Below are 25,877 nucleotides of genomic sequence, written 5' to 3'. Positions count from 1 at the left end.
TCTTATAGCTGTTTCAAATCAGCGTTAAATTGGTACGACTCACCTTTTTGCGTATTGATGCCGATGGTTTTATCATGATAACGCAACCGACAAACCCCGCCCATTTTTGATAGCACTTGTCCCCCCTGCAGCTTCCCTTTTTGCCAGTTAAAGTTCAATTCAAAACCACCACGGGCGCAAATGCCTTTTATACTTCCCTGCGCCAAAGCAGCCGGCAGCGCTGGCAGCAACTCAATATCATCGCCCTGGCTTTGCAGCAACATTTCGGCTAAGCCGGCAGCTCCGCCAAAATTTCCATCAATCTGGAAAGGCGGATGCGCGTCAAACAGGTTGTGGTAAACACCGCCTTTTTCTTTACCAGAGCTTACATCAGCAGGAGAAAGCAATTTGGTGAACATGAGGTAAGCATGATCGCCCTGCTTCATCCTGGCCCATATATTTACCTTCCAGGCTATACTCCACCCGGTTCCTTCATCACCACGGTATAGCATAGATTTTTCGGCTGCATGCATCAAATCCGGAGTTTTCCAGGTGATATCTGTACCGGGGAACACACCCCACATGTGCGATACATGCCGGTGGGTATCGGCAGTATCGTCCTTATCTTCCATCCATTCCTGCAGTTGACCGTATTTACCAATCCTGTTGGGAGCTATCTGATCGTATTTTGCTTTTAGTGTATCGGCAAAATCCTTGTCAATTCCTAAAACGGCTGACGCTGCTATGCAATTTTTAAATAAATCGCGGATGATCTGGTGATCCATAGCAGGTCCCGCTACCAATCCGCCATGCTCAGGCGAATTGGAGGGGCTGCTGATAAGGTAACCGGTCTTAGGATCTTTCACTAAAAAGTGCACAAAAAACTCCGCCGCCCCCTTCATTTCGGGGTAAGCGCGGTTCTGTAAAAAACTTTTATCCTTAGTATACAAATAATGCTCCCATAACTGGTGACAAAGCCATGCACCACCGCTTACCCAAATACCATGATTTGATGCATTTACCGGAGCAGTGCCCCGCCACAGGTCGGTATTATGGTGCAGCACCCAGCCGGGTGCACCGTAATGTTCTTTTGCCGTTTGCTTACCTGTTTTAGCCAGGTCATCAACTATACTGAAAAACGGTTCGCTGCAGGCCGAAAGGTTCAACACCTCAGCAGGCCAATAGTTCATCTGTAAATTGATGTTGGTGGTAAATTTACTGCCCCATGGCGGCGTAAGCAGATCATTCCATAAGCCCTGCAAATTGGCCGGACCATTGCCAGCACGCGAGGACGATATCAGCAAATACCTGCCATATTGCGTGTACAGTGTGATAAACGATGGGTCGGGTGTATCCCTGAACTTCAGGATCCGCTCATCTGTAGGCAAATCAGCATTGACGCCTTTACCAAGATCAATGGAGAATGTTTGGAAGTATTTTTGGTAATCTTTTATATGATCCGCCTTTATAACCGGGTAGCCTTTATGAGCTATGGCCGCTATTTGCTTTGCGCAGATAGCTCCGGGATTGCCTGATACATCATGATAATTTTTGAAATTTGTTGCCGCTGTTAAATAAAACGTAGCCTCATTGGCACCGGTAACTTTAATATTGTTTGCTGTTACCAGCACTTTGCCGCTGGTGGCCTTCACATGCAGGTAACTTACCCCGCGTAATACCCCGTCATGTACCTTTAACGATAACGCCAGGGTATGATCGTCAACCCTGCGGATAATAAAATTTTTATGCAGACTTTTCATCAGGGCTTTTACCGTAATGCTGCCGGGCTTATCGGCAGTTAAGTGAATGGTTATTACCTGATCGGGGGCGCTTGCCAGGTACTCGCGGGTGTAGTTTATTCCATTAGCCTTATAGGTAACATGCGCTGTGGCATTTGTGATATCAAGGTCGCGTTTGTATTCACTTATTGTTTGCTTAGGGAATTGCAGGTACAGATCGCCAAAAGGCTGATAATCGGCATTATAGCGAGGATAAGCTGGCGGATTATCATCCTGAATCCGGTATTTCCAGTTTCCGCTTAATTTTATTGGTTCTATAATACTACCTTTTTTATCAACTGCGGTTGTCATCTCGCTGCTGGTTATCCCGCCTTTGATGGTAGCAACTTCAACGCCTTCGGGATAGATCAGCATTTCTTTTGCCGCGCTCGTTAATCCACCTTTATCATTAAAATTTAATACCTGTATGGCTAATAAATTTGTTCCTGTATGCAGCTCTTTTGCCGGGATGATATATTTACGATAAGCGGTTCCGGTGGTTGTGCCTATCTGGGTGCCATTGATATAAGTAACATCCCAATCGCGGATGCGACCCAAACTAAGCACCAGGTTTTTGCCCTTCCAGCTGGCAGGTAACTCAAATGTTGTTCTGAACCAGACCGCCCCGTCAAGCCCCTCAAAACCGTGGGTTGTTTCCCAGCCCTGTACGGTTGGCAAGGTAATGGATTTCCATGTGTCATCATGAAAATCTACCCCTTGAATCCCATTTATATTCTGCATCATTTTAACCCAACGGGCCGAATCGGCAGCATACGTGATTTCATTACTTTTCACTCCCATGAAATACTTTTCGGCAAGTGCTTCGGCTTCGGCCTGTTTGCCATCAAACAAAAGCTGGCGAATAGGTTGCAGGTATTTTACGGCGCCATTCCGCTCATAGGCGCGCGGGCCTCCCGTCCATAATGTTTGCTCATTAAACTGGATTCTGTCTTCATCCACTCCACTAAATATCATTGCACCTAAACGACCGTTGCCAATGGGTAAGGCGTCTGTCCATTTTTGTGCAGGCTGCCTGTACCAGAGTTTAAGGTCTGATTGGGCCCGGGCTAAATGCGTAGCAAGCACAAGCGTAATTGCGATAAATAGATATTTTAAGACGGGCAGTGTGGAGTTCTTCATAGCACCGTTTAGTTAAATAACCAGCGTAAATCTTTAATGTTACCGGCATTGCTCAATCCGGCATCGTAAACCGGGATATAAGCGTCATCATTAACAATACCTAAAATTAAACAGGCACCTTTACCCAGCGTAAGCATGTTGATACCTGCTTTAAACGAGTAGGTATGTACATTAACCGGGGGCAGGCCTTCTACCTGTATGGCATTGGCAATCTTTACATCTGCCTGGCCATAATCGTTAGCGCTGGCATCTGTTTCCAGTTGTGGTTCCGGCAGGTATTTAGGGTCTTTCTCATTAAAAAAGCCCACCAGCACCTTAACAGGTTTGGCGTTGGTAAAACTTAGCTCAGTACCATTTTTAAGCTGATCTGCTTTCAGTAATTGTAAAGCCTGCAGGTTTACGAGCTCAGGAGCCGCATTTTTAACAACTACCGCAGTATCAGCAAATACCTGCTCACCGTTACTCAACTTGTAAAATGCGATACCACCTGTTTTAATCACTGCCTGCGCGTTGGTCAGGCTTACCTTATCAGCTTTTTTTGCCGCTACCTGCGGCGATTTCAACGAGTCGATGTTATGTTTAAAGTTATCCAGTTCTTTTTGGTAAACAGGCAACAGTTCTACCCAGGTTTTCATTTTGGCATCATTGCCGCCAACAGGAATTTTACGCTGTTTGGTTTGCATGCTATTGGCATACAGGTAAGTATCTTTGGTAAGATTAACCAGCTGTTTGAAATAATCCAGGCTGGTTTGTAATTCAGGCAAGGCCTTTTCCAGGTCGGCAATGTTATCCGAATATTTATACCGAAGCGCCCATAATGCCGCTTTTGCTTTATAGGCATAACTGTTTGCTAACGCATTATAACAATACATATCATTTTTTAACCTGCCGAATTCAGCCTTATCTTTTGTTATTTGTGCCGATGCACGATCAATAGCTTCAACAGCTTTACGGCCCTGCGTTATTACACTATCAATCACTTTCACAGGTGTCTCGCCGATATGCGGCTGGTGCTTCCATTCCTTTTCGGCGTACTCACTCATCATTTCGCCAACCGGCCCTTCAGAGTTATAAAGTAATGTGAACAAACCATATTTTTCGGGATTAACCAACTGGCTCATCAGCATGCCTAATGTCATGGTTTGCCGGTTGCCGTCGGTAATACCAAAGCGCCTGAGCAATTCCGGGGCTATCTCGCCCGATTGCTCATAAGCTGCTAAAATATCCTTGCCCTGGGTTTCATTACAGCCATATTTAGCGGCCAACTGTTTGGCCCAATAATTTATCTCGACTCCCCTGCTGCGATGGCTATCCCAGGCATAGCGTGCCCATGCCTTGTACCAGATCCAATCGCGATCCAGTTGCAATAACCGTTGGCCACCTGTGTTATCGGCTGTATAAGGCCAGTCCCAGTAAGATGCCTGTGGGTATAAGTGTAAGCCATTTGCTCCGTAAACATTGTGCATGGCTAACACGCATTTTTGTATAAAATCCGGCGAGCCATAGCGGAAAGGTTCCAGGTTGGCCATGATATGAACATTCTCTATCTGCACGGTACCAATGCGACTTAAGGTACGGTGCAGATCGGCCCATGGCCCATGCGGTTCATAGGTGGTAAGCGCCTCGCCATTATACTTAGCCATGGTATACAGGTTTTTATATAATGGTTTTGCGTATTTCATCACCGATGGCGCATCGCTATCATGCGCACGCAATACAATTGGCGGTTCATCGGTACGGCCCAATGCTTTCAAGCCATCCTGTACGCCTGGAATAATAGTTTTGGTGAACCAATCGATATCATCCTGCCCAACCCCTTCCATCGCTTCGCCAAGCGTGATTAACAACCCCACATTCGGATATTTTTGTACAAAGGCCGCTATTGATTTGCGGGTATAATCGGCAATCACGGGTACTATATGGCGGTTTCTGTCCTGTGTTTTAAGGTTATTTTTATCGGCGAAGGGTTTGGATACGATGATGTTATAAAAACCCTGGATCAGCCAGATGCCGCGTTTATCGGCCTCACTTGCCAGGAAACGATAGATCTCCTCATTCTTTTTAAAAGTAGCATCATCCACCTCAACAGCATAGGGATATTCCTTTACTTTAACCAAAGAAGCAAAGGGATGACCATTCCACAGGTATAAAGAGTTCATCCTGTTTTCGGCCAAAGAATCCAGGTAACGCAGCCAAAGTGCTTTATCATAAAACCAGGGGAAATTCTCAGGCGTATAAGGATATTCGTAAGTACCGCGACCGGGCAATAATGCAGGTTTTTGAACACCAACACAAGCACCGCGTAAAACCATTTCGGGTTGATCGGTTATTGCCAATTTAGGGGGCAAACCATGTGCTATTTTTACCCTGCCAGCCAACTCCAGGCAACCATATAAAGTACCGGAATTATCCGCGCCTGCTATGATAGTCGTATTATTGATGCCATTAATTATAAAGCCTTCTTTACCCGGAAATTTCAGCATATTGAGATGTTGCTTTATCATTACTCCTTTGATAACAGGATCCTGCAAAAGACCAACGAAAATGGCATTACCGGCCACCGCTTTAGTATTTTGCTTTATGATGACTACATAACCGGACTGTTGCAAGGCCGACTTTAGTTTTTGAGCGCCATAATCTAACCGTTCGTGATGTTTTACGGGCAGCACAATGGTTATTTTTTTGCCAGGGTCCTGAGCCTTTAATGAGGAATGAAAAGAGCTGAATAAGAGTATAAGAAGCGTAACGTAGCTATGGGTTATTTTCATTTTCATGTTTTTACATCATTTGCCACAAAGCCATTTCAGGGGGCCGACTTGGTATAGCTGGTTATGTTAAGATGGTATTAAGGTTGAACTTAATTGGTTGTATAACATTCAAAAATATCAGTATAGTATGGTAGTTTCATCTGATATTTTTCCCAGCTACTGTACGATATTATCATCATTGCAGCCTTTGCAATCCAGGAAAGAGAGAACGTATGTTACTAATTAAACAGGCATCCTTACCAATACATGCTTAAGCTGTGTACTGCGCATAATTATTTTACCATCGGCATAAATAATAAAACCTCTGCCTTTATGGTACCTGGTGCCGGTTTTATCCCATAGGATACCAATGCGATGACCATGATAAAGTACATTATCCAATGCAAACCATTTCCATTGATTTTGAGGGATAAGCGGAAAAATCTCCAGCATATTATCGGCACGGGGCTTTAAGCCAACCAGGTCATTGATCACCAGGTCACAAAAACCGGAGTGATTATAATAGCTGCTGCGTGGGTTATCGCCTTTAAGCCAATAGCCGTTTTTTTCGTCGTGGTACTCACCAAGATACGGCACTCCCCGCTTTATGTGCGATAAGGCATATTTATGCAGTTCGTTATAGAAAACAGCCGGGGTCATGCTGCCTTTGTTTTGATAATTGGTAAGCAAATTTGCCAGTCCTTTTAGGGTTTGGGTAGTAGCAAATGGCCAAACTGCCCCATCCCACTCACAACCATGCCCGGTACCATGTGTGCGGAACAACGGGTGGCGCCTTTCGGCCGTGGTAATACCCCATGGAGCATTAAAACCTCTATCATCAGTTAGCTGATCCCATTGTTTGGCAAAAGTGAGTTTATCATCGGGCAGCTTAAAATACCAGGGGATAAATCCCAATTCCTCACGGGCGCCGGCCAAGCTCCCGTTGGGTCTGCGTGCCTCAAAAAATGAAGCCGAATCGTTCCATAAACTATCCTGTACCAGTTTTCTAAGTTCGATAGCTTTTTGGCTGTACTTACTCTTCAACGAATCGATGCCAAGCAGTGATGCCATTTTTGATAGCGCCACAGCGTTACCATACATATAACTGTTAATGGTAGGTCTCTTATTCTTTATTTTCCGTGAGCCGCTAATGGATTCTTCCATGGCATCCCTTACATCAAACTGCCAGAACAGTTTTGAGGGTAGTTGCTTTTCGGTTTCCCATTGGCTGTAATCGGTATTTAAGGCAGGTATTACCTGCGCTACAAAATTTTTATTGAGGTTAACCAGGTAATAGTTATAAACGGCATCATCAATCCAACTGCTGAAGGCGTGCAAATGAGGCTTCTTTTGCTTTGGATCGACATAGAGCCAGAATTTGATATAGTCGTTTATATATTGAGGATCGTGCAGCCACCTGCCCTCATAAACCTGGTGACCAAGCGCACTGCTCGAGCTATTGTAAACGCCTGTAAAACTTACCGGTGTTATAAATTCTGTAAAAATAAAGCCATCGGGTGTTTGCTTCAGGTGTTTACGGAACGTCCACCAGCGGTAATAATATATTTTTTGGATGGCCGAATCGGGGCATTCGAACAAGGGTACATTTTTCGTGAGCCAGTCATAGGCATGGTCATTGGTCACGTAGTTTTTTACTGTTTCGGTATCAATGGAGTTAAAGTAGTTGACATAGGCTTTCAGTTTATCATAACTTAAGATATTCTTTTGCTGCGCACGGATAGCTGTTGCTATAAATACAAACAAAACTGCTGTTAACCCGGATATAATAATTCTCTTCATTGTGCTTATACTTCAACTATCGTTTTAATTACACCATTAGCTGGGTTTAACCAGCTCTCAAATTGATCTTTTACCTCATCAAACTTTACCCTGTGGCTAATACAGGTTTTGAGATCAACCTGCCAGCTTTTCATGGTTTGTATTACGTGCTCAAAATCCTGCCGGGTAGCGTTGCGGCTGCTCACGAGTGTAGCCTCGCGCTTATGAAACTCGGGGTGACTAACCACCATATCGCCCCGCTGCAAACCAACCAGCACATACCGGGCGCCATGGGCCATGTATTGAAAGGCGCCGTTTATGGCATTCAGGTTAATCTCTTTTATAGTTCACCACTTCGCCTGCCGGGAGATCGGCAAGCGCAACCAGCACATTATCGCCCGGGTATAATCGGGTAAGCCCCTTAACAGTACACCAGCACCAAATTACAGCTCTTTTTCGGCAGACTGAACAATTGCTCATCGGGTAATTCAAGTTCCTTGTTATTTATTCTTTTTAGGTTACATTTTGATAAAATTATATAACTATCAGGGGTATTATTTGTTGATCGATTTTTGTTTAACAGCTATTTGCTGCAGCACCCAGCGCACCAGGTCGTTTGCAGCGCTAAAATTTTCAAACTGCGGCGGCAGCTTACGGCCATCCACATATTCATTATAAAACCAGGGGTCGCCAACTGCAAATACGGCACCTTTACCATAACGGACCGTAGCGACTATCACATCGTTTTTATTACTCAACCGGGCAATTGCAGGGGCGTTTATCTTGAGCGTGCTGAGTTCTTTTATATAGGCCTTTTGGGCAGTTTTAAATAAGGTATTATCTGAGGCTATATTTATTGCCCCCTGCTCAAATTCACGACCGGCTACATGATTAACACTGTTTTCATTAAAGCCTATACCAAATTTTGCCATCAGTTTATTAAGATGCGCGAACTCTGCATTACCTGTATCGTTGTTTAATACCAGCAGAACGCCACCGTTTTTAACCCAGTTACTTATGGCTTTAATATGTGTGGCAAGGATATATTCAGCATCGGGGTTTTCCTTCGGGATATCGGGGTCAACAATAATATAAACAGCAGCCTTTTGCAGGTTTGTAGCAGTTGGTTCGGTATTAAGGGTTGCGGTTGTGAAGCCGTAGCTATTAAAAATCTGCCCTAAAAACGAGAAGCCGTTGTTATCCCACTCTTCCCATTTGTAGTGAAAGGGAATGGTTTTATTGGTGATATCCTGTCGATGCTCGTTATTAAAATAACTGTCGAGTAAAGCTATTTTACCCTTGCCTGCCTTTAAATTTACCAATCGTTCCATCTCCACACTGGCCAGCATAAAAGCGCCAACGCCCTTTGGCTCATTGGTGATAGTTTTCACGCTGGTATAATAATCATAGCTGCCATCCCGGTAGGGTTGGCCGCCTAAGCCAACAGCACCGCAGATGCCCTTTATATTTACCTGTCCGTTAGCATCTGTTTCAATAAATTGCCTGATAATACCCTGATATGCTTTTTGTGCCGGCTGTAAATATTTTTGCGACAGATAACCTTCCCTTACACTTTTAGCCAAAGCATAAACAAACATACAGGAAGCCGATGCCTCGAGGTAATTACCCATTTGCGCGCCTTTATCCAGTACCTGATACCACAAACCGGTGTTCTTATCCTGGCAAGCGGTTATAGCCGCCGAGAATCGGTTTAAAATAGCTAACAGTTCGGCGCGTTTAGGATGATTGGCAGGTAGCTGATCAAGCACATCTACCAGCCCCATAACGTACCAGCCATCAGCGCGGGCCCATAAACTTGCCGAGAGACCCGTTTGCGGGTTTGCCCAGCGTTCCTTTTTACTTTGATCCCAGGCATGATACAGCAATCCGGTTTTAGGATCCCGGGCCTTTTTTTCCATCAGGATGAACTGACTGGCTATATCATCAAAATCATTTTCCTGATGAAACGCGGTAGCATATTCAGCATAAAAAGGTTCGGCCATGTACAAGCCATCGAGCCACATTTGGTTTGGATAGCGCTTTTTATGCCAGAAACCACCTTCGGGTACGCGAGGCTGCGTAGTGATCTGCTTACGCAGCAAGGTAGCGGCCTTATAATACTTTGGGTTATTTAAAACCCTGTAAAGCATGATCAGGCTACGCCCGGTTAATATATTATCAAGGGTTTGATCATCGGTCTTGTAGGTGCGGATTATGCCATCGGCAGTTACGTATCTATCCGCAGCGCGTTGTATATAGTTAAAACATTCGCCATTGGCGCTTTGCTGCCAAACACTTTGCAGGCCCTGCAAAACTATGCCCTGATCATAAGACCAGTTACTGCCCGGCAAGGAATCCTTCCATAAATGCATAGCCGTAGCCGCCATACGCTGCGACCAGGGTTGCTGTTGTTGAGCCTGGAGCAATAAGCATTGCAATAAAATGCTGAGCAGTAAAAATGTCTTCTTCATTTTTAATTATTTTATGGCTGAAACATCCCAATTATCGTTATCGGCCAGGATATTTTTTAACGTATATTTTTTTATCTCCACATCAGTTATTTGGTGCGACCATGCCGCCCGTCCTTTTGGGTTTGCCTTGTCAGAAAAATCGCTGTTGGTGATAATGGTTTGGTCTTTACCCTCGCCAATTAAAGTTATTTTAGTTTTCCATGAGGAGATCACCAGCTTTTCATGATAGGTGCCTTTTTTTATAAAGATGGAAACCTGCTGCTGCGACAGATCGCGCACAGCGTTTATAGCCTCCTGTATGGTTTTATAATTACCACTGCCATACTGCGCCACCGTAAAATGTGTTGGATAGGTAATAGATTGCGCCAACAACATTCCAGGCATCATGAGGGCTATTATCAACAACTGCAATCTTCTCATTACTCTACTGTTATGAGTGAGTTACTTTCGGAACCGTGGTCAAACTCAGCTTTGCTTTTGGCCCTTGATGTATCGGTATTTAATAAACGTACCTGTGCCGATCTTTTGCCCGCTATTTTAAGCAATAGTTCGGCATAATTAACCGTTATGCCATCGAGGGTAATACCGTTTCCGTTTTGAATATTTACCAGCGGGTTGCTGTTTTTACTTTCAAGCCGCACATTTTTTATGCTGATATCCTGCGCCTCGATAATATCTATCCCGTTGTTTGTTTTAAAAGTGCTGTTTTCGATATGTATACCCTTTATACTCATCTCGGGCAACCCGCGAATCATGAGCGCCTTTTCGGCACCGTTACAGGCCACATTATTAACATAAAAATTACGGAATGCCGGGGTAGCTTCTGTTACAGGAAAAGCGACGTCGGTTTTAACAGTATCAGATTCGCCGGGCGATTTGCCGCCGTAGTACATATCAAAAAGGATAGCCTCGTTAACAATATCCCTCATGCTGATATTTTTGATAAAAATATTTTCGACCACCCCGCCACGGCCGCGGGTGGTTTTAAACCTAAGACCAATATCGGTACCAATAAATGTACAATCAGACACAAAAATGTTGCGCGCCCCGCCAGACATTTCACTACCGATAACAAAGCCACCATGTGCGCGGTAAACAACGTTGTTGCGCACAATAATATTTTCGGTGGGCTTACTCCGCTTACGGCCTTCCTCATCCCTGCCTGATTTTATGCAGATACCATCGTCGCCGGCATCAAAGGTGCTGCCCTCGATCAGTACATTTCTACATGATTCTACATCTATCCCATCGCCGTTCTGCGCGTTCCATAAATTTCTTACGCATACATTTTGCACCGTAAGATCCTCGCACAACAAGGTATGAATATCCCACGCCGGTGAATTCTGCAATGTAACGCCCCTTAACAACACATTTTTGCAATTGGTAAGTACCAGCATATTTGGCCGGAAGAAATCCTTCAGCGCCTTGCTATCCTCAATGGTTTTGCCCTGTCCCAATAATCCGGCGCCAGTTGTTTTAATACCATTCATGTAACTTTCTGAGGGATACCAGGATTCTCCGTTTTCGCTTACAACACCGTGGGATGCAACCAGTTTTTTCCATTCAACCTCCGTAAGCCTATCTTTGCCGATGGCACGCCAGGCCTCTCCGTGTCCGTCGATAATACCTTCGCCGGTAATGGCTATATTACTGAGGTTAGTGCCAGAGATAGGCGATTCATTGCGGACTGCCGCGTGCCCTTCATAATTGCCTTCAATTAATTTATACTGGCTTTTATCATCTGTAAACTGCAGCAACGCAGCCCGGCTTACATAAAGGTTCACATTGTTTTGCAAAATAATTGGTCCGGTAAGCCACAATCCCTGGGGAATGAGTACTACACCTCCCCCTTTGGCGCTGCATGTTTTTATGGCTTTATTGATGCTGACTGTGTTCAGCGTTATTCCATCGGGATTTGCGCCGTAACTTAAAATACTTACCGTATCCTTTTTAAATACAGGTTTGTTTACGGTTGGTAAATGCTGCCACGAGTACCCGGGCACCTGTGCAGATACTGTTAATAAACTTGCTGCAAACAAGGCTGCAATAGTAAATGACGCTTTTAATAGCATACGTTGATTTATAACATATTATAATTGGCAGGGGTATTATCAGGGACCGGCTCTTTACTATATCCCACATAATTTTCTAAACAAGATTAGTGGCTAATAATTATAAAAAAAAGAATATAGCCAATTAAAACAGTGCAATCGTTCCCGGAAACGATTGCGCCGTTTTACATTACCCGCAAAACAAGTGATATGTGATTGATGTAAATAATTACTGATATTTGAAACTATTTGTTGTTAATTTTACTTTGCAGCATCGAAACACATTTATCAAATTCGTACCTGTCGAGGAAATGCAAAAGTTGAGCAAAAACGTATTTCCCTGAATTCATAACCTTTAAAAAGTGCTAAGCTAAAGGGCAATTCAAATCAAAGAGAGCATATAAATTGTTATAAATCAGTGAATTGAAATCGAATTTAAAAAGTTAACGCATCACTAATAGGTTTGCCCTAAAAACAAAAAGCCCGTAAATTGATTGATTTACAGGCTTTTAATATGTTTTGAAGATCGTCTCAGCGGTAAGGGAGAGATTCGAACCTACCGCTATAAATACCTGACATATAACGATTTCAATTAGATGATGTGTTTAACTACACGAATCGCTCACCCTTTTTTTCTCTTTGTAAATCGCTTTCAAATATACTTAAATATTGCTTAATTACCAACAAATCATGGACTTACTGGATATTCCGAAGCCATTGACCACTTCATTCCGAAAATTTCAGACAGACCTTTCCAGTACCCTTTGACTATGTCAACTTCTTTAATGTTAATTACGATTTTCCTTTCTATCAACACAACTCGACGCTCTAAAGCACGTGGAATAGTTTGGTCAAGCCTACCGTAATATCCAGGTATGCTACACTTGATGCTTTTTTTATAAAATTGCGGAGGGATTGGAAATAATCAAACCACCAATACGGTCATTTCTTTAAGTGCATTTACATATTTGTCTTTGTCAAACATATAAAGAAACGGGTAGCGATGCCCCTCATTTTCTTTTGCTCATCCAGTTTTTTTATTATCCCGGTGCTGAGCAGCTTTTTAGTGAAATTGCGGCTGTCCAGTTGTTTATCTAAAATGGTTTCATACAATGCATGTATATCTAGCTATTGGTTGCAAAACTTACAATTTACAGATTTTTGAGGATCAACTAAATATTCCCGGCATCCATTATCGGTTCCTTCATATTTGACGAATTGTACTGGTGAAAGATTCCAAAGGAAATGGATCACCACAAAGGGGTGTTACAAAAGATCTTCCCAATTTTTCAATGAATTGGTTCGAAAAAACGCCAGCCTCAGGAGCTCAAAATAGTTCGGTAGTACCGAAGTAAATGTAAAAGCCTCCCTAAAAATTTCAGGAGGCTTTTACATTTACTTTATCCACCTTAAAATGAATTAGCTAAGCCTACTCCTCATCACTTTCCAAATGTGGCGGTATTAATTTATACATAACCGGCGTCACGATCCTCGATAGTATAGTAGAACTGATCAGCCCACCAATCAATACAATGGCTAAAGGCGCGATAAGCGGGTTGGGGTTAAGCGCAATGGGAAGCAAACCGCAGATGGCTGTTATGGATGTAAGCACTACCGGCAGAAAGCGGGTTTCGCCTGCCATGTTGATGGCCTCATCAATACTATAGCCTTCGAGCCGTAACTGGTTAGTAAAATCTACCAGCAACAGCGAATTTTTAACCTGTATACCTGATAAGCCGATGAATCCGATAATAGAGACAAGTGACATCGGGTTGCCTGTCATCAGTAGTAATACCACCCCGCCAAGGATACCTAAAGGAATGATCGACAATACAATAATGATCCCTTTAAAGGTCTTAAACTGCAGCAGCAGGACCCCGATAAAAAGAAAGGTGCTCAATATAATTACGGAAAGGAAGTTGCCGCCCAGTGTATCACCTTCTGACTCTGCCTCGCCGGAAAGCTTGTAATAATAGCCCTGCGGCATCTTTAATTTATTCAATTGCGGAACAACGTCTTTCAAAATGTCATTGGCCAGTACATGCTCTTTCGTAAGCGACGTAACCTTGGCAAACCGGGATTTATTGAAATGGTTAATCGCCGTAGGCGAGGTTTCAAAGGTGATCGTAGCGATCTGGTCTACCAGTACCGGGGTGCCCTGCACATTGTTGACATAAAGTTTTTTTAGCGCATTTAAACTGGAAAACTTGTCCCTGGGCATGGTGATCACCACGTTGCGCGAATCGCCCCGGTCATCAATGTAATCCCCTACCGTTAACCCGGCGACTGCCAGGCGGACCACTTTGTCTACATCACTGGTCAGGACGCCCAAAGTACGGGCCTTTTCTTTATCAATCTTGATTTTAACATCCGACTTATAGGTATTGAGTTCGTTGTTGACGAAGAAAGTGCCCGGATGTTTCCTCAGGATCTCTTCCACTTTAAATGAAAGGGACCGTAAGGTATCCTGGTTCTCACCAAATACTCTTACTACAATATTCGCTTCTATAGGTGTTCCCTGTTCAAAATCTTTGATTTCGATCCTGGCATATGGGAAGTCGCTGAACTTCTTTCGCAGTCGTTTGATCAGTTCCGTTTTTTCACCGGGACTTGCCTCTTCGCCCAATTGAACGAATACCTGGGCAAAGTCGGGCTTTACATCCTGCTGGTGCACGTTGTAATAAATTTGCGGATTTCCTTTACCTACATTAGAGGTATAAAAAACAATCTCTTTGTGTTTCTTCAATTCACCTTCTACTAGTTTGGTCACCCGGTTACTTTCCGGAATATCTGCCTGTAGGGGCAGTTTAATATTGATCAGGAACATCGGTTTTTCCGACGTTGGAAAAAGCTTAAACCCGGTTTGTGTGAACAGGAAAAAGGCAAGCCCGCTTAGCGCCAATGATATGCTGATAGTGGCTTTGGGCCATTTTAGAGCAAGCGGCATAACGCGGCTGTAAGACCTGGTCAGAAACCTTTGCAGGTGTTTTAAAAAGAAGTTGCCCTCGCCATGTGTATGCGTTTTTAACATCCGGCTACCCAGGAAAGGAACCAGTGTCAATGCTACGATCATGGATGCCAGTACGCTGGTCATGACGGCCATGGGCAGGCTACGGATAAATTCACCGGCTATATCGGGTAAGAATGCCAGTGGCAAAAACGCGATAACCAGCGTTGCGGTACAACCAATAACTGCAACACCAATCTGTTGCGTTCCTTTGAATATGGCATCCCAACGCGAATGCCCTTCCCTGAGCCAGCGTTCAATATTTTCTACCACCACAATACTGTCATCCACCAGTAGTCCTAACGCCACCACCAGGCCAACAATACTCAACTGGTTTAAAGAATAGCCTAACATGTTTAAGGCAATGAGTCCCAGGGCTAAGGAAAGCGGGATGGAGATCATCACGATAAGCGATGCCCTGAAGCCTAAAGGAAGAAGGGTTACTACCACCAGCAGAATAGCCAGCCCAAAGTCAAAGCCAAGATGGCCTAAACGTTCGGATACCATATTGGCCTGGTCGAAGTTTTTGACCATGCGGATGTTCTCCGGCAGGGTTTTGCCAAATTCCTCCAATACCGGTAAATATTCTTTCTGAACGCTGGCTATGTTCACGTTGTCCTTCATGGCCGCCGTAACCAGGATACAACGATGCCCGTTCACACGGGTAATATGGTCGACGATGCCATCCTTGTAGCTCACGTCTGCCACATCTTTCAGATAAATGATCTTGCCATTGGCATTGTAGATCACCGTATTGGCCACATCTTCAACGTTTTTAAATTTGCCGCTGGTTTTTACGTTAAACACCTTGCTATCCAGGTTAACACTCCCTCCGGGGATATCCGCCGCTTCGCTTTGCAAACTGCCGATGACCACATTAAGTGGTATTTTCAATTGAGCCAGCTTATCCAGCTGCATATCTATGCGGATCTCCTGCTCGGGCATACCGAAGTATTTCACCTCTTTCAGATTGGTGATCTTTTCTAATTGCGTTTTAAGGATGTCTGCTTTATCCCGCAGCAATTTACCTGAAGCGTTATCTGACACGAGAGCAACCTGTAAAACTTTTACGTCTGATGAGGATACCTTTTCTGTTTTGATCAGGTAGATATCTTTCGGAAGTTCACTGTTTTTTAAAGCATTGATCTCGGTGGATATTTCCTGGTATTTATTGTCTACATCCACACCGTATTTGAATTTAGGCTGGATAACCGCTACACCATCTTCTACTGTGGTGAGGATCTTTTCAATATTTTCCAGTCCATAGATTTTATTTTCGATGGGTTTTACCACCTGTTCTTCCATATCCTTGGGACTGGTACCCGGGTAAATAACCGTAATGATATATTGCGGCGCATGTGTGGTCGGGTCTTCCGAACGGGGCATGGTAAACAGCGTAAGCACGCCGACAACTGCTACCAAAAGGAATATGATCAGCGTGAACTGATAGTTCTTGACTGCAAAATTGGTAATCTTCATGGCCTTACTTGATAATTTTAATGAAAGATTGTTCGTTGAGGTAGGCGCTGTTGGAGACTACGATCTGGTCTATACCTTTCGGTTTATCCTTGAGGTATACATTTTCGTTATCAAACTTCAGGATCGTAACCGGTACTCTTTTTACCCTGGTTGTGCCGATAGTAGTAAACACGAAACCTTTGTTGCCGTCGGCCTCTACCAGCGATGCATAGGGAATGACCATTACGCTTTCATTCTGATGGGTAGCTATCTCCGCTTTGCCAAACATGCCGACCGCGGGTTTTACGCCGTTTAATTGCAGTTTGAGTTCTATCTGGAACGAGCCCAATTCACGGTCAGCCGCCTGCGACTTGCGGAACACGGTGGCATCAAAGGTTTGACCCGCATAACCGTCGAGCGTTACTTTGGCTGTTTGTCCGGGCTTGATGATGGCCCATTCACGGTCGGTCACACCCACTTTAAGTGAATAACTGTTTCGCTGTTCGGTCGAGTTGGTCAGCAGTACCGGCATCCCTTCGGCAATAACCTCGCCTTCGTTAGCTATTTTCTTGCTTACAAAACCGTCAGATGCGGCATATATTTTAGAATAGCGCTCGTTAAAGGCGGTTGCTTCTCTTGCTTTTTTAGCTACATCTAAAGCTGTTTTAGTATTCTGTAATTGTTCTAAGGTATAAACGCTGTCTTTGTAAAGATTCAGTGCCCGGCTATAGTCACGCTGTGCCTTTTCTACCCCCAAACTGGATTGAGCTAAACCCGCTGAAATTTCAGTAGAATTGAGTGTAGCCAGCAATTGTCCCTGTTTAAAGAACTGGCCTTCCTGTACCAGGATACGGCTGATCACGCCGCCTATCTTAAAAGCATATTTGGCTTCATCCTCGGTACTGACCAGGCCTGTGGCGGTGACCTGATCGGGCACGCCTAAGGTAGACACCGGGGCGATTTTAACCGGTATGATATCCGGTTCTCCTATTGGATTACCTTCCTGGTGTTTTGCTTTGCAGGAAGCCATCAAGGCTAAGGCTGCCATGGTAATGCTGAATAATTGTATTTTTTTCATGATTGTATTTTTTTTAAGGTATTCAAGAGCCCTTCGGGGTTTTTCATCGTAATAATTATTTTTTAAGGGAGATGAAGCGATCATGATCTTATTTAAATTACCTTTAAAGGGTAGCTCATGATGGTTTCATCATCCTATTTTTATTGAATGGTGAAACTGGCGTTGGCGCGTTCGATGGCTGCATCTGCAATCCAGGTGTCGTAAAGGGCAATATTGGCGTGAAGCTGGGCATCGATCCACTGGTTCTGGGCATCCAGCAGTTCAATGTAAATGACCATTCCCTGTTTGTATAACTTCAGCATATCACCATAATAAGTTTGACTGGTTTTTAATTGGGATTGGGAAGCCTCGTATTGCGCGATAGCGCTTTGCATACCGGCCTGGCGTACCTTAAGTTCCGTGAGCAGTTGCTGCTGCACATAATCGGTTTGTGAGGCCAGGGCATCGCGGTCGGCAAGCGCCTGCTTTACCCGGTAATTGTTTTTGCCGGAAGAGAACAGGTTCCATTCCAGGGAAACCCCGAACAGATAGTAACGGCTGTTATTGTTAAACTTCCAGTCAAAAGCCTGCGAACCCAGGTCAATAAAAGTTCCTAACTTGGGAACGATATAAGATCTGGCCAGCCCGGTCAGGTTGCCGTTGATATCCTTTGCTATCTTTAGCTTGGATAATTCTTCTCTGCCGTCAACATTGTTACCCAAACTTTGCTCCCTTGCAGGCAGTGTTTTAATATCGTCTGAAAGTACGCTGTCTGTAAGCGGCCGGTTAAGCAGGAAGTTAAAATAGTAACGTGCTGATTCTGCTGTTTTCCGTGCCTCAATAAGCGAAGCATTGATCCGGCTTACTTCATTCTGGCTTCTGAGCACAACGGTCCGGTTAACCTTACTGTTGTCATACAGCTTCGTATTGATCCTTTGACCCTCTTCAACCAGCCGGAGGGAGGATTCATAGATGCCGGTAGCATAAACGGCTTTCTGGTAATTGTAATAGGCTGTTTTGATCTCTTTGACCAGTTCGCGTTTATAAAGCAATACCTCGGCCTTTTGCAGATCTACCTGCTGCTTTTTGATCCGCTTATTATAGATCAGTTCAGCATTCAGGATGGGAAGTGTTGTACGGAACTTGGCATCATAAAAATTGTCCGGGTTAAGCAGGATACGCTGGTTTTGCAGCTGTGGAAAGGCATTGCTCCCTGTCAACCGGTTTAGTGTAGAGTAAACTCCGTTAAACAGGTCGCCAGTGGGGAAATCTATCGTACGCCCGCCATCGGCTTTGGTATAGGTCGTCGAAAAAGTTACCTGGGGCAAAAACATGCTCTTCGCTTCCTTCAGCGCGTAAATATTTTTTTCGAGTACAAAATTTTGTTGCTTGATACTCTCATTAGAGGCAAGGCCTTGCCGGATATACTCATCCAGCCTGCCCTGGGCTTTTGCAATGGGTGCAGCCAGTAAGGCCGACGATAAAAGCAAAAGTTGATAGAATGTTTGATTTTTAAATTTCATTTTTAATCATTGTTTTAATTTTAAACAGTGTTCAATACAGTTCGAAAAAAAAGGTTAACTTTTTTCGAGCAGCGCCACAAAAGACTCATATCCATTCTGCATCAGCTCTTCATTCGTCTTACCGACGAAGCTCGAATTGCGGTGTTTGCAAAAAAGCGCACAGATACCATGAACCACCGAGATGATCAGGAAAGTGAAATATTCTGTGTCCAAATCTACGAACTTGCCTTTCTGCTGACATTCCTGTACCATTCCCTGCATATATTTGATCGCTTCTTCAGCGATCTGGAATCCCTCAGACAGGGGATCTTTAACCGGTTCATCAACAATGAACATCAGGTTATAATAATCTTTGTTCTCCTGCGCGAATTGAATAAAAACGCGCCCGGAAGCCTTTAAACGTTCAAATGGATCAGCTACCTTGTCCAACACTTTTAATTGGTTGAGTAGCAGTCGGAACCCTTCTTTATGCAATTCGTGGAAAATCTCACTCTTATCTTTGAAGTAGAAATAAAGTGAACCCTGGCTGTAACTGATCTCGGCAGCGATGTTGCGCATGCTGGCTTTTTCATAACCTTTCTCTAAAAATATCTTACGCGCACCGTTAAGGATGCGTTTATGCATTTCCTGTTTCTCTTTTAATTTTCTTTCTGCTATGCCCATTTTCAGATGATTATAATATACAAATATAAGATCGCCGTTCGTGTGGCGAAATTTCCGATTGGTGTTTCTGCTTAATTCTGCATGCCGGGGCTGATCCCGCCCATAATGCTTACTGCGGCAACTCTGGGTAAAAACCTGAACCCGAATAGCATAAAACGATTCTTCCAGCCTTGCACCACTCTTGGTTTCTGCCTCTTTTGCAGAGCTTTAACCAGTTCTCTGGCAACATCCTCAACAGAAGACATTACAAACTTGGGGAAATCACTGGTATGCCCGCCTGCGTTTGCATGGAAATCGGAGTTTGCCGCACCGGGATTAAAGCCCAATACAAAAATGCCTTTCGGCTTGAATTCGCACCACAATGATTCCGAGAAATTGGCGACAAAACTCTTCGTAGCTGCGTACACAGAACCGCCAGGTAGTGAAGAATGGGCCAGTAGCGAGCCGATATTGACCAGCGCATCCCCCTTGACAGCATTCTGTAAGAAGCTATAAGACAAAGTAACCAATGCTTGCATATTGAGCTGCATAGTGGCCAACTGGTCTTCCAGCGGGATATCTGTAAATTTGCCGTAGGTGCCTGTACCTGCATTGTTAATGAGTACATCGTACTTTTCAGCGCAGAGATGCGTTGCCAGCTTTTGCAGGTCTTCCGTGTTGTTCAGATCAGCAACCAGGATGGTGTGGCCGCTGCCGCTTAAACTGCTTAATGCCTTTTCGAGGCGGTCCCTGTTACGGGCTACCAGCGTTACCTGGTAATTCTGTTGAGCCAGCTGCCGGGCTGTTTCGAGCCCGATGCCTCCGCTGGCGCCTGTGATCAATGCTTTTTTCATGATTGCCTGGATTAATTTTAAACCGGGACAAATTTATTGAACAGTGTTCAATAAAACAAAAGCAACGGACATCATTTTAAAAAACTGACATTAAAAACAGAAAAGGTTGGATACTCTTATGGTTCAATAAGCGGTAAAAGGCTTTCTAAATATTGAAAGTATTTCTGCTCAGCAATTCGGAAAAAAGTTAGGTAGTACCTAAATTTACTGTAAAGCTTAAAAAAACTCTTAGCATTACCCTGAGCGTTTTTTTTATTTCCTGATATACTAATTAAAGAGCAATTAGAAGTTTCAGCTAATAAATGTTCGGTTACTTACCTGTCAATTCAATGAATTCCTGTATTCATTGGGTGCATGCCCAACATGCTGTTTAAAGAAACGGGTAAAATGCGAGGGGTACTTGAAGCCAAGCTTATAAGCCACCTCGCTTACTGATTTACTTACATCGAGTATCTGTTCTTTAGCTGCATCAATCAGTTTTAGCTGTATGTACTCCTGAGCTGATTTTCCCGTTTCTTTTTTCACCAGGTCTCCGAAATATTTTGGAGACAGGTTGAGTTGGGCGGCACAGTACGAAACTGAAGGCAATCCCAGGGTTTGCAGCTTTTCCGACTGGAAGTAATCGTTCAGTAATCCCTCAAATCCAGTCAATACGTCTTTATGAATATGTTCTCTTGTGAGAAACTGCCGGTCATAAAACCGAACGGAATAATTCAGGAACATTTCGATGTTACTTACGATCAATGTCCTGCTGTGCTTATCAATTGGGTGAGCTAATTCATACCGGATCTTATTAAAACACTCCAGCACTATTTCTCTTTCTGCATCCGAAACGTGAAGCGCTTCATTAACATCGTAAGAGAAAAAGCTGTATTCATTAATGCATTTACCAAGATGGGTCCCACGGATCAAATCAGGATGAAAGAATAATCCCCAGCCTGTCGGCTGTATCATGTTTTCACTTTCGTCAAAACCAAATACCTGCCCGGGTGCAATGAACAGAAGTGTTCCCTCTTCGTAATCATAATGACTGCGGCCATATTTCATCTCCCCGCACTTCTCGTCTTTTAAAAAGATCATGTATACGTCCGAAATATAACGTGCCTCTTTTACGGGCTTCGACAGGGACTGGTCAAGAACACTAACTAATGGATGCAAGGTCTTTTGCCCCCGGTCGTTATTGATCTGGGTCACACTTTCAATTCTGAGGGGATTTCCCATGACTTCGGTTATTTGAAGTGAAAATAGCTTAAGTATTTCAAAAGTCCCCGCCGAAATTCTCCTGAACAGAAATAATGGTAAGAGAAACAGGAATCTGTATAACTACCTAATGCAAAAGTATAAAGAACTTCGCGCCTTTAGAATGATCTATTGAGCCATTTTAAATCTATATGGTAGTTTACTGGTTTACATTAACGGATTTTTATTTAATTTCCTTTCTCAAATTTGATACATCAAGGGTTTTATAAACCTTAATTAAAATGAACACAGATACACTCTATACCCATATCTGCTCTTACGTTCAAATATCCAGAGATGAATTTGAGCTCTTTTTTAACTTGTTTAAAACGGTTCATTTAAAAAAGGGTGAGTTCCATTACGTAGCGGGTAAAGTTCCTAAGTATTGGTCGTTTACTTTAAAAGGCTGCTTACGTGAATATTGGATCGATACCGAGGGTAATGAGAAAATCTTCCAATTTTATGAAGAAAATGCATGGGTTGGTCAGATCCAAAGTATGATAACGCAAAAGCCCACAGACATGAACCTGCAGGCATTGGAGGATTGCGAGTTATTGTGTATAACAGGCGATGATATGTGTAACGCTGTAAAAACACCCTGGATTCAGAACTTTACAATGCATAAGAGTTTTTCTGATAATGCCTCTATAATGGAAAATTCAAACCGAATTAAATCGGCATCACCTGAAGAGTTGTATTTGGAAATTCTTAAGCAAAGACCATCCCTATTGCTGCGTGTTCCACAGCACTATATTGCAAACTTTCTTGGCATCCGGAAAGAAACCCTAAGCAGGGTTAGAAGAAGAGTTGCCCACCTATGATTTGTTGATCCAAGTCAACGACATTCAATTTTCGTTCCGGTAATTTTACAGCGAAAAACGATCACCTCCATGTTATCGGTATCGTGCTTTATACGCACGATCTTATAAGTCGTTGAGCGACTGATTATTTTCCCGAACAATAAATTTTTAAGAAAGAATTAAATCAATGAAAAAAATAATCTATGACCAATACGGCAGTGTTGACGTTTTACATTCTGTGGAGGTAAATAAGCCAATTCCCGATACGCAACAAATTTTGGTTAAGGTAAAGGCAGTTTCTATTAATCCTATTGACTGGAAGATTTTAATGGGTGAGGTCAAACTGATGTCAGGCAAGAAATTCCCAAAATCTGTTGGCTGCGACTTCTCCGGAACAATAGAAAGCACCGGTAAGGGTATCCAAAAATTTAAAGCCGGGGATGACGTGTTTGGCGTAACAAATCCTTTTAAAGAGGGAGCCCTTGGAGAATACATCCTGGTGAATGAAAAAGAAATTGCCAGGAAGCCTGCGGATCTGTCATTTGAGCAGGCTGCTGCAATACCAACGGTCGGCCAGTCAGCTTTACAGATGCTTACTAAAAACCTTAATAACATAAAAGGGAAGGAAATTTTGATAAATGGTGCATCTGCCGGAGTGGGTATGTTTGCTATTCAGATCGCTAAAAGCCACGGGGCGATTGTAACGGCTGTTTCAAGCGCAAAAGGACTTCATTTGTTGAAAAAATGGGGTAGTGATTATGTGATCGATTACAACAAAGAAAAGGTGACCGATTTAAAGAAGAAGTTTGATATGATCCTTGAACTCTCCGCAAAATTATCTTTCAGCCAGGCTAAAAAATTGATGAAGCCTGAATCAACATATTTTACCGTAACTCCTTCCCTCTGGAATTTTGTGCATTCATTTTCAAATAATATGGTATCAGGAAAGAAATATGAAATTCTTTTAATGAAATCAGATACAGAAAGTTTAAATCGATTGGCAAATTATGCATTAAAAGGCTTTGATATCCATATTAGCAAGACCTATCCCATGTTAGATTATAAGGAAGCTTATAAAACTATAATCAAAGAGGGGGCTTTAGGCAAAGTCGTTTTTAATATCCCATCTTAAAATGCCCGTTTTAGCAACTTTTTTTTGACATGCACAGGCCTTATGAAACAAAGTCATAAGGCCTTTTTATTGGGGCAAAGGCACTGCAAATTATCTTACAGCAACACTCCTGAACAGAAATAATGGTAAGAGAAACAGGAATCTGTATAACGATCTGATGCAAAAGTATAAAGAACTTCGCTCCGTCAATTGATCTATTCAATCACTCAACATCGTCCTGTAAAAACATTAAAAGTAAGAGAGAAAATGAAAAAATTACCATCAATAGCGTTAGGTACCTGGTCATGGGGAACAGGCTTAGCGGGAGGGGACCAGGTTTTCGGTAACAACCTCAGCGCCGGCGATTTAAAGCAGGTATTCGATATAGCCATGAAGGCAGGGTTTAATCTGTGGGATACGGCAGCAGCCTATGGCATGGGCTCATCCGAATCTATCTTGGGCGAATTTGTAAAACGGTATCCCCGCGAGGAGATCCTGTTATCTACCAAGTTCACTCCACAAATGGCGGGTTCTTCCAGCAACCCTGTTGAGGAAATGCTGAATAGCAGTTTGGAGCGTTTGGAAACGGACTATATAGATATTTACTGGATTCATAACCCTACCGACGTTAATAAATGGACACCTGAACTGATACCGCTACTTAAAAACGGAAAAGTAAAAAGTGTTGGCGTATCTAACCATAACCTGGAAGAAATTAAGCTGGCAAACAGCATCCTCGCAAAAGCAGGCTTTAGTATTTCGGCAGTTCAAAACCATTACAGTCTTTTATACCGTTCGTCCGAAGATGCCGGGATAATTGACTATTGCAAAACCAATGACATCACGTTCTTTGCTTATATGGTGCTGGAACAAGGCGCACTGTCTGGCAAATATAACACCCGGAACCCGCTTCCTGAAGGTAGCGCCAGGGCAAATACCTACAATAAAGTACTTCCGCAAGTAGAAGAATTAACCGATATAATGAAAGAAATCGGCAGCAGCAAAAATGCTTCGGTTGCCCAGGTTGCCATTGCATGGGCCATTGCTAAAAATACCTTGCCTATTATCGGAGTAACCAAAACTTCACAAATTGAAGACGCTTTAAATGCAACTAAAATTATTTTAACTATTCAGGAAATAGAACAGATAGAGGCATTGGCAGCAAACGCGGGTGTTGATACCCAAGGCGCCTGGGAAAAATCAATGATATAATTGTACTGAGCGCTAAAGATAGGCTCACCCCGAATTAGCCCCACCGATGGCATCATTCACAGTTCATTTACATCCTTAAAAAACGAAGCATTCAATTTACCAAAATGAAAAAAGCAACAAGTTTTAAAAACAAAGACCTGAAGATGGCAGCGGAAATACATCTGCCGGAGGATTTTACTGAAACAAAAAAATATCCCGCTATTATATGTATCCACCCCGCAGGCGGTGTTAAAGAACAGACAATCGGGATGTATGCTTCACGGCTGGCAGCACATGGATTTGTAGTATTAACGTTTGATGCTTCGTACCAGGGAGCAAGCGAGGGCGAGCCCCGATACCTGGAAGAACCTACCGCCAGAGTGGAAGATGCACGTGCTGGTGCCGATTATTTATCAACGCTTCCTTACATTGATATAGATCGCATGGGAGTGTTCGGGATTTGTGCAGGTGGCGGTTATGCAATCAGTGTAGCACAAACAGAGCATCGTTTTAAAGCAGTAGCCACAATTAGCGCTGCACCTATGGGAGAAGGGTTCAGAAACTTCCTTGGAAACGAAACCCCCGCTTCTGTTTTGCTGGATATGCTAAAAAATGTAGGGCAACAGCGCACCGTAGAGGCAAATGGCGGAGAATTGCTTTATGTGCACTGGGTACCTGAAACGAAAGAAGAGATCAATGAGAATACGCCCGATCTATGGAGAGAAGGTCACGACTATTATAAAACACCAAGGGGGCAACATCCAAATTCAGTGAACAAATATTTGTTTACCGGTACCGACAGAATGATCGCCTTCTCGGCCTTTGATCAGATAAGCGCATTGCTTACGCAACCCATTCTTTTAATTGCCGGAAGTAAAGCTGATACCAGATTGTTCAGCGAACAGGCCTACAGCCTCGCAAAAGGCAAAAAAGAATTATTCATTGTAGAAGGTGCAACTCACATTGCCCTTTACGATATACCTGAATATGTAAATCAGATTGTACCAAAGCTGGTTGATTTTTTTCAGGCACTATAATTATCTAAATAAA

General features: G+C 43.3%; 18 protein-coding genes. 4 read left to right on the top strand and 14 right to left on the bottom strand.

From position 1 onward, the window contains the following. Nucleotides 1–2: 2 nt before the first annotated feature. The 14 genes from AC1RM2_RS26980 to AC1RM2_RS26915 all read right to left on the bottom strand — a co-directional run bounded on the left by AC1RM2_RS26980 (nt 3) and on the right by AC1RM2_RS26915 (nt 21,707). Nucleotides 3–2,897 (bottom strand): glycoside hydrolase family 95 protein, encoded by a 2,895-nt coding sequence (locus AC1RM2_RS26980; RefSeq protein WP_492988210.1) that lies wholly within the window; start codon nt 2,895–2,897, stop codon nt 3–5. A gap of 8 nt (nt 2,898–2,905) precedes the next feature. Continuing rightward, the gene (locus AC1RM2_RS26975; RefSeq protein WP_492988209.1) at nt 2,906–5,671 is read right to left on the bottom strand and encodes an alpha-d-galacturonidase; all 2,766 of its coding nucleotides are present in this window, start codon (nt 5,669–5,671) and stop codon (nt 2,906–2,908) included. A 216-nt stretch (nt 5,672–5,887) separates the two neighbouring features. After that, a complete protein-coding gene (locus AC1RM2_RS26970; RefSeq protein WP_492988208.1) occupies nt 5,888–7,444 on the bottom strand; it encodes an MGH1-like glycoside hydrolase domain-containing protein in 1,557 nt (518 codons plus the stop codon). 5 nt (nt 7,445–7,449) lie between these two features. Further along, nucleotides 7,450–7,722 carry a hypothetical protein gene (locus AC1RM2_RS26965; protein ID WP_492988207.1) on the bottom strand — a complete coding sequence of 91 codons (273 nt, stop codon included), beginning with the start codon at nt 7,720–7,722 and terminating at the stop codon, nt 7,450–7,452. Between the two features lie 255 nt (nt 7,723–7,977). Then, complete coding sequence (locus tag AC1RM2_RS26960; protein ID WP_492988206.1) at nt 7,978–9,894, bottom strand: glycoside hydrolase family 88 protein; 1,917 nt, start codon at nt 9,892–9,894, stop codon at nt 7,978–7,980. Between the two features lie 6 nt (nt 9,895–9,900). After that, on the bottom strand, nt 9,901–10,314 hold the full coding sequence (locus AC1RM2_RS26955; RefSeq protein ID WP_492988205.1) for a pectinesterase family protein: 414 nt from the start codon (nt 10,312–10,314) through the stop codon (nt 9,901–9,903). Further along, the gene (locus tag AC1RM2_RS26950; RefSeq protein WP_492988204.1) at nt 10,314–11,966 is read right to left on the bottom strand and encodes a glycoside hydrolase family 28 protein; all 1,653 of its coding nucleotides are present in this window, start codon (nt 11,964–11,966) and stop codon (nt 10,314–10,316) included. The genes AC1RM2_RS26955 and AC1RM2_RS26950 overlap by 1 nt, the downstream gene beginning before the upstream one ends. 939 nt (nt 11,967–12,905) lie before the next feature. After that, the gene (locus AC1RM2_RS26945) at nt 12,906–13,058 is read right to left on the bottom strand and encodes an NrtR DNA-binding winged helix domain-containing protein (RefSeq protein WP_492988203.1); all 153 of its coding nucleotides are present in this window, start codon (nt 13,056–13,058) and stop codon (nt 12,906–12,908) included. 316 nt (nt 13,059–13,374) lie between these two features. Further along, entirely contained in the window at nt 13,375–16,431 is a 3,057-nt protein-coding gene (locus AC1RM2_RS26940; RefSeq protein WP_492988202.1) for an efflux RND transporter permease subunit, read from the bottom strand. A gap of 4 nt (nt 16,432–16,435) precedes the next feature. After that, a complete protein-coding gene (locus tag AC1RM2_RS26935) occupies nt 16,436–17,488 on the bottom strand; it encodes an efflux RND transporter periplasmic adaptor subunit (protein WP_492988201.1) in 1,053 nt (350 codons plus the stop codon). A 140-nt stretch (nt 17,489–17,628) separates the two neighbouring features. Beyond that, nucleotides 17,629–18,990, bottom strand: coding sequence for a TolC family protein (locus AC1RM2_RS26930; RefSeq protein WP_492988200.1), 1,362 nt, complete (start codon nt 18,988–18,990; stop codon nt 17,629–17,631). 54 nt (nt 18,991–19,044) lie between these two features. Next, nucleotides 19,045–19,653 carry a TetR/AcrR family transcriptional regulator gene (locus AC1RM2_RS26925; RefSeq protein ID WP_492988199.1) on the bottom strand — a complete coding sequence of 203 codons (609 nt, stop codon included), beginning with the start codon at nt 19,651–19,653 and terminating at the stop codon, nt 19,045–19,047. 71 nt (nt 19,654–19,724) lie between these two features. After that, complete coding sequence (locus AC1RM2_RS26920) at nt 19,725–20,486, bottom strand: SDR family NAD(P)-dependent oxidoreductase (protein WP_492988198.1); 762 nt, start codon at nt 20,484–20,486, stop codon at nt 19,725–19,727. 321 nt (nt 20,487–20,807) lie between these two features. Then, nucleotides 20,808–21,707 carry a helix-turn-helix domain-containing protein gene (locus AC1RM2_RS26915; protein ID WP_492988197.1) on the bottom strand — a complete coding sequence of 300 codons (900 nt, stop codon included), beginning with the start codon at nt 21,705–21,707 and terminating at the stop codon, nt 20,808–20,810. A 260-nt stretch (nt 21,708–21,967) separates the two neighbouring features. On the opposite strand from AC1RM2_RS26915, the gene AC1RM2_RS26910 reads away from it, so the two are divergent. From AC1RM2_RS26910 to AC1RM2_RS26895, 4 genes are all read left to right on the top strand, one after another. Then, nucleotides 21,968–22,546 carry a Crp/Fnr family transcriptional regulator gene (locus AC1RM2_RS26910; RefSeq protein WP_492988196.1) on the top strand — a complete coding sequence of 193 codons (579 nt, stop codon included), beginning with the start codon at nt 21,968–21,970 and terminating at the stop codon, nt 22,544–22,546. A 166-nt stretch (nt 22,547–22,712) separates the two neighbouring features. Next, on the top strand, nt 22,713–23,657 hold the full coding sequence (locus tag AC1RM2_RS26905) for an NAD(P)-dependent alcohol dehydrogenase (RefSeq protein WP_492988195.1): 945 nt from the start codon (nt 22,713–22,715) through the stop codon (nt 23,655–23,657). 246 nt (nt 23,658–23,903) lie between these two features. Next, complete coding sequence (locus tag AC1RM2_RS26900) at nt 23,904–24,848, top strand: aldo/keto reductase (RefSeq protein WP_492988194.1); 945 nt, start codon at nt 23,904–23,906, stop codon at nt 24,846–24,848. A 104-nt stretch (nt 24,849–24,952) separates the two neighbouring features. Beyond that, the gene (locus AC1RM2_RS26895) at nt 24,953–25,864 is read left to right on the top strand and encodes an alpha/beta hydrolase (RefSeq protein ID WP_492988193.1); all 912 of its coding nucleotides are present in this window, start codon (nt 24,953–24,955) and stop codon (nt 25,862–25,864) included. Nucleotides 25,865–25,877 lie beyond the last annotated feature (13 nt).

The sequence above is a fragment of the Mucilaginibacter sp. GW822-FHT03E02 genome, from assembly GCF_058801545.1.
This window is presented reverse-complemented; position numbering and strand designations above follow the sequence as displayed.